Annotated in this window: 12 protein-coding genes; all 12 read left to right on the top strand. The window is 65.1% G+C overall.

The window, feature by feature from the left end; translation table 11 throughout:
* A partial coding sequence (locus ROE7235_RS20295) for a hypothetical protein (protein ID WP_121097355.1) occupies positions 1-318 on the top strand: 318 nt, incomplete at its 5' end.
* Positions 302-583: a hypothetical protein gene (locus ROE7235_RS18675; RefSeq protein ID WP_121097352.1), complete on the top strand. Its 282-nt coding sequence runs from the start codon at positions 302-304 to the stop codon at positions 581-583. The genes ROE7235_RS20295 and ROE7235_RS18675, both read left to right, overlap by 17 nt.
* Complete coding sequence (locus ROE7235_RS18670) at positions 573-821, top strand: hypothetical protein (protein WP_121097349.1); 249 nt, start codon at positions 573-575, stop codon at positions 819-821. Before ROE7235_RS18675 ends, ROE7235_RS18670 begins: the two co-directional genes overlap by 11 nt.
* Positions 814-1,464, top strand: a complete 651-nt coding sequence (locus ROE7235_RS18665) for a DUF3164 family protein (RefSeq protein WP_121097346.1) — start codon at positions 814-816, stop codon at positions 1,462-1,464. The genes ROE7235_RS18670 and ROE7235_RS18665 overlap by 8 nt, the downstream gene beginning before the upstream one ends.
* A 5-nt stretch (positions 1,465-1,469) precedes the next feature.
* Positions 1,470-1,730, top strand: coding sequence for a hypothetical protein (locus ROE7235_RS18660; protein WP_147434272.1), 261 nt, complete (start codon positions 1,470-1,472; stop codon positions 1,728-1,730).
* Positions 1,723-1,902 carry a hypothetical protein gene (locus tag ROE7235_RS18655; protein WP_121097341.1) on the top strand — a complete coding sequence of 60 codons (180 nt, stop codon included), beginning with the start codon at positions 1,723-1,725 and terminating at the stop codon, positions 1,900-1,902. The genes ROE7235_RS18660 and ROE7235_RS18655 overlap by 8 nt, the downstream gene beginning before the upstream one ends.
* Positions 1,895-2,230 carry a hypothetical protein gene (locus ROE7235_RS18650; RefSeq protein WP_121097338.1) on the top strand — a complete coding sequence of 112 codons (336 nt, stop codon included), beginning with the start codon at positions 1,895-1,897 and terminating at the stop codon, positions 2,228-2,230. Before ROE7235_RS18655 ends, ROE7235_RS18650 begins: the two co-directional genes overlap by 8 nt.
* The gene (locus ROE7235_RS18645; protein ID WP_245964034.1) at positions 2,227-2,664 is read left to right on the top strand and encodes a regulatory protein GemA; all 438 of its coding nucleotides are present in this window, start codon (positions 2,227-2,229) and stop codon (positions 2,662-2,664) included. Before ROE7235_RS18650 ends, ROE7235_RS18645 begins: the two co-directional genes overlap by 4 nt.
* On the top strand, positions 2,661-2,915 hold the full coding sequence (locus ROE7235_RS18640) for a hypothetical protein (protein ID WP_121097335.1): 255 nt from the start codon (positions 2,661-2,663) through the stop codon (positions 2,913-2,915). The genes ROE7235_RS18645 and ROE7235_RS18640 overlap by 4 nt, the downstream gene beginning before the upstream one ends.
* Positions 2,912-3,298 (top strand): hypothetical protein, encoded by a 387-nt coding sequence (locus tag ROE7235_RS18635; protein WP_121097332.1) that lies wholly within the window; start codon positions 2,912-2,914, stop codon positions 3,296-3,298. Before ROE7235_RS18640 ends, ROE7235_RS18635 begins: the two co-directional genes overlap by 4 nt.
* Positions 3,299-3,417: 119 nt before the next feature.
* Positions 3,418-4,317: a glycoside hydrolase family protein gene (locus ROE7235_RS18630; protein ID WP_121097329.1), complete on the top strand. Its 900-nt coding sequence runs from the start codon at positions 3,418-3,420 to the stop codon at positions 4,315-4,317.
* On the top strand, positions 4,317-4,826 hold the full coding sequence (locus ROE7235_RS18625; RefSeq protein ID WP_121097326.1) for a hypothetical protein: 510 nt from the start codon (positions 4,317-4,319) through the stop codon (positions 4,824-4,826). Before ROE7235_RS18630 ends, ROE7235_RS18625 begins: the two co-directional genes overlap by 1 nt.
* The last annotated feature ends 106 nt before the right edge of the window (positions 4,827-4,932 follow it).

Below are 4,932 nucleotides of genomic sequence, written 5' to 3'. Positions count from 1 at the left end.
ATGGCCCTGCAATGCGCCGCCAGCAGCCAGAACAAGGTCGCCAGCCGCATGGGCCGGTCTGCCGCCTTGGTCAGTCAGGTGCTGCGCAACAAGTATCCGGGCGATCTGCACGCGGTTGAGGAGCTGTTTCGCGGCCACTTCATGGCCGAGACCGTGCGGTGCCCCGAGCTGGGCGCGCTACCCCTGCACGAGTGCCATGACTGGATGGCCAAGGCCCGGCATTTCCAATCCACCAACACGCTGCGGGTGCGCATGTATCGCGCCTGCAAGCGGTGCCCCCGTTTCACGAAAGGAGAGGCTGATGTCCAAGACGCCTAGAACCAACCCACCGCTCGACCCGTTGCTGGTCAATCGGTATGTCGCCGAGCTTATCCATCGCACGCATGAAAACGAGATGGTCGGTGCCATTCTCGTGGTCGCCGCCCGGATCACTGCGGCGGGTGCGCTGGATGATCAGGCCAAGTTCGACAAGGCGCTTGCAGAGTTCCGCTCGGAGGCCATTGTCGCGCGCTCCAATATGCGCGCCGCCGTGCAGACCAAAGCAATCATTGAGAAAGCGCGCGGGGGTGGCCATGCCCATTGATCGCTGGACCGTTCCCCAGATGGCCGAACGCGCCGCGCGCGGGCTTGGCAAAGTCGACCAGCTCGGCCCGCGTGGCGCAACCATGGTCAGCCGTGACGAGGTCGAGGCCATGGCGGGCATGCTGGCGCTGCTTGGCATGACCCCGATCTACCCCGGAAACCCCACGCCCGCAGGCGATCTGTTCCCGCGCCAAGAGGCGCTGCAAATCATCGAAACGAAAGGACCGACCGATGTCTGAATTCACCCCCATGCCGATCCCCGATGGACGCGTCGAGGCCAATGGCAAGATCTACATGCCCGACGCCAAGGGCAACCTTGTGCCGGTCGAGATGATCGCACCCGCCGACCAGCTTGAAGACGAGACGGTGCGCAGGATCATCGGCTACGCCATGGCGTTGTCCGACCGGATCGCGCGCTTCAAGGCGCATACGTTCGAAGACCTTGGCGCGTTGGAAGCCCTTTTGCGGCAGGAATACGGGGTCACGAAGGGCGGTGCCAAGGGCAACAAGACCTTCATGAGCCATGACGGGCTGTTCAAGGTGCAGGTGCAGGTCGCCGATCACATCGATTTCGGCCCGCAATTGCAGATCGCCAAAGAGCTGGTCGATGAGTGCCTGAACGAATGGGCGGCAGATGCGCGCGCCGAAATCCGCGCCATCGTGACCCGTGCCTTCAACACCGACAAGGCGGGCCAGATCAACCGCTCCGAGATCTTCATGTTGTTGCGGTTGGAGATTGAGGACCCTCGCTGGCAGGAAGCGATGCGCGCGATCCGCGATGCGATGCGGGTGGTCGGGTCGAAGGTCTATGTGCGCTGCCAGCACCGCCCGACGCCCGATGCGCGTTGGGAGACCGTGACCATCGATCTGGCGAAGGCGTGAGCGTCATGGAGCAACCTTCCGATGAAGACATGGTCGCCGTCAATGAGATGGCAAAGCAACTGATCATTATGGCCCAGAGCACTCCACAACTTGCTCTGGCCCTCATGTTTGCGTCCTCGAATGTTCAAGCTGCTGCGGCGGCGGCGTGTCCAAACACCCCGTCGAAGTCGCTTAAAAGCGCCTTACGATATTACGAAAAGAATACGCGGGCTGCGTTCCAACGCTTTGTTGCAAAAGGGCCAAACGGGGGCAAGTTTGATGCCTGATGGCACCGAAACCATCGAGATCACCCTGACCCCCGGCATCATGCTGCTGGTGGCAGAGATCGTCCGCCATGAACGGGGCGCGCCACTGCGCTGCCCCGAACAGGCCAAGCGCGTAGTGGCCGATGCGCTGTTGCGCCTGTCCAACCCAGAGAATGGAGAGCTTCATGCCTGAACAGATTGCCCTGATCGAGGCGGCGCTGATCGACGCATCCGACCGCAAGAGCCTGTCGATGGTGCACGATATTGGCGAAGGCGAAGTGCTTGGCCGTCCCGCGAAGTTTCGATTGACCGTGCAGGCGCATCAGATCGAAGTTTGGGTGGACCGCCGGGTTTACACGATCAGCCTGCGGGAGTTGCTGGAGCAAGCGCTCTTGGCCATCGAAGGCGACATGCGCGCCAAGGTGAAAGCCCGCGCGCTGGCCGTGCATGGCAGCCCGGCCGAGACGGACGCGACACGTGTGGCCCGCGCTCTGTTCGGCGGTGTGGAGGCAGGCCAGTGACCGCCCGCGCCCTGCAACGCAAGGTCCATATGGGCTGCCGCGCGCTGGGGCTGGATGCCGAGACCCGGCGCGCGCTGCAAGAGCAGGTGACCGGAAAGGCCAGCATGCGCGACATGTCCGAGGCCGATTTGAAGGCGGTTTTAACGGCCCTTAAAAACCAAGGTTACACGCCGCCGAAAAACCCCAACTGGAAGCCCCGCGCGGATCGGCCCGACCTGCGCTATGTCCACGCGCTTTGGGGCAAGCTGGCGCGGGCAGGACATGTGACGTCGGGACGCCGCGCGCTCAACACGTTCATCCGGGCGCGGTTCGAGAGCGCTTGGGGGCATGTGCCGGTTGACGTGGACGCGCTGCGCGAGGCCGACCAGATCGCCGCCGTGCTGGAGGCCCTGAAAGCCATGTGCCGCCGCCACGGCCTGTCGGTGACCAAATGAAGCACCCGCGCACCCCCGTGACCGACCATGCCGTGCTGCGCTACCTGGAGCGCGTGCAGGGCATCGATGTCGAGCATGTCCGCCGCACCATCGGCCACCGGGTGGACCATGCCGCCGGGCTGGGTGCCTGCGGCGTGACGGTGGACGGGATCAACTACAAGATCGAGGGCGGCTTTGTTGTGACGGTGCTGATCGCCAGCCGCCCCGATATTCGCACCGGGCGCAAGCGGCGGGGGCGCGCGCGGCAATGACGCAACTGCCCGGCATCGCTGGCGAGATCGAGCGCGTGATCGGGCTGGACTTGGCCGTGCGCTTGCTGCAACGGCGCGGCGGGTGCGAGCTGCATATCCCGCGCCGGGCACGGGGGTCATTTCTGGCTGAAATCGTGGGCGAGGATGCCGCCGCCAAGTTGGCCGAGGCCATCGGCCCCGGCAAGATCGTGCTGCCCTGCGCGCATCTGCGCGGGCAGTTCGCGCGGCGTGAAGAGGCCAAGGCGATGCTGCGCGACGGCGCATCGTTGCAACAGGTCGCACTGGCCTGCGACATGCACACGCGCACGGTGTCGCGCCTGCGCGCCGAGATTGAGGCAGAGGCCGGATCGCGGCAGCCAAAACTGCCCTTTGACAGGCCATAGGTCTGTCTGCCACAGTGCCCGCACGCGGCGGACAAACCGCGCCCCCCTGACATCTGTCGAGGCTTAAGCCCCGCGCCCGATTTGCGAATGTGCCCCCAAGCGACATTGGGGGTTTTTTCATGCAAACGAGCGCACCGGGCGTCACCTTTCTGGAGCGGCACGAAGGGGTGGTTCTGAAAGCCTACCGTTGCCCGGCGGGTATCTGGACCATCGGCGCGGGGCTGACCGCGGCGTCCGGTGTGGTCAAGCCGCGCGCGGGGATGGTGATCAGCCGCGCCGAGGCGACGGGCCTGTTGCAAAAGGCGCTGCGCCAGAATTATGAGCCCGCCGTGAAGCGCACCATGCCGGGCGCGAAGCAGCACGAATTCGACGCAGGCGTCAGCTTTCATTTCAACACCGGCGCGATTGGCCGCGCGTCTTGGGTGCAGCATTGGATCGACCGGAATTGGGGTCGGGTCGAGCATAATTTGGCCGCTTGGAACAAGGGCGGCGGGCGCGTGCTGCCCGGCCTGACCCGACGCCGCGCTGAGGAATACGACCTTCTCGCGGATGGTGACTATGGCACTGGCCCTGCGCGGGTCGAGGCGGGTTTGGCCACGATGGTGGTCGAGCTGGACCGCGCCGAACTGGACGCCGCCCACGCCGGGTTCAAGGCTTTGGGCTACAATGTCGGGGACAGTGATCTGGGCTTCACGATTGGGGGTGTCCGCGCCTTCCAGCGCGACCATGATCTGACCGTTGACGGCATCGTGGGCCGCGCCACCCTCTCGACCCTGCAGCGGATGCTGGACGCGCGCGCCAAGGCCAAGCAGCCCGCCGCCGCTGCCGCCGTGGGCGGCACCGAGAGCACCGTGCAGGCCGGGGCCGAGATTGACCCGGCACTGGCTTGGGTTGGCCCCGCCATCCTGACCTTTGCTGCCCTGTTCGCGCTGTGGCTGGCGTGGCGCTATCGCGACGCGATTGCCGCAAAGCTCGCCCCCCGTTTTCCCAAACTTGCCCGTTACCTCTGGAGCATCTGATGAATGCCGTTCTTGCCCTTGCCGCCCAGATCGGCGTGCCCCTGATCAAACAGGTCCTGTCGGGCCGCATTGGCGCGCCCAATGCCGACCTTGCGGGCGACGTGGTCGAAGCTATCGCGCGGCGCGCGGGCGTTGGCGTGGGCGAGTTGCCCGACCTGATCGACCGCGACCAACCGCGCGCGGTCGATGCCCTGCGCGCGACCGAAGCCGCGATGCCCGAAATGCTGGCGCTCTATGCGCAAGGGTTGGAAGGCCAGTTCGCGCTGTTGCAGGCCGAGCAAAAGGGCCACTGGCTGGGCTGGGCATGGCGTCCGGCCATGATGTGGCTGCTGGCGTTCCTGTGGCTGTGGCAGTTGGTGATCCTTCACGTTGCCAATGCCATCTGGAAGGTCGCCCTGCCGCCCGCCGACAGCACCACGCTGCTGGGTCTGACCAGCGTTTACATGGCCCTTTATATGGGCGGTCACACCCTGAAGGACGCGATGCGCGTGGTCCGGGGGCGCGCATGACATCGACCATCGATTTCAGCCAGATTGTCGTCGTGGCGGCGGGCATCATGACGCTTTTGAACCTTGGTGCCATGGTCTGGACTATCTTCACCGGTCCCGCCCGCAA

The sequence above is a fragment of the Roseinatronobacter ekhonensis genome (assembly GCF_900499075.1).
Lineage (GTDB): Bacteria > Pseudomonadota > Alphaproteobacteria > Rhodobacterales > Rhodobacteraceae > Roseinatronobacter > Roseinatronobacter ekhonensis.
The sequence above is the reverse complement of the archived record's forward strand: the minus strand, read 5'-3'. Positions and strand labels throughout refer to the sequence as shown.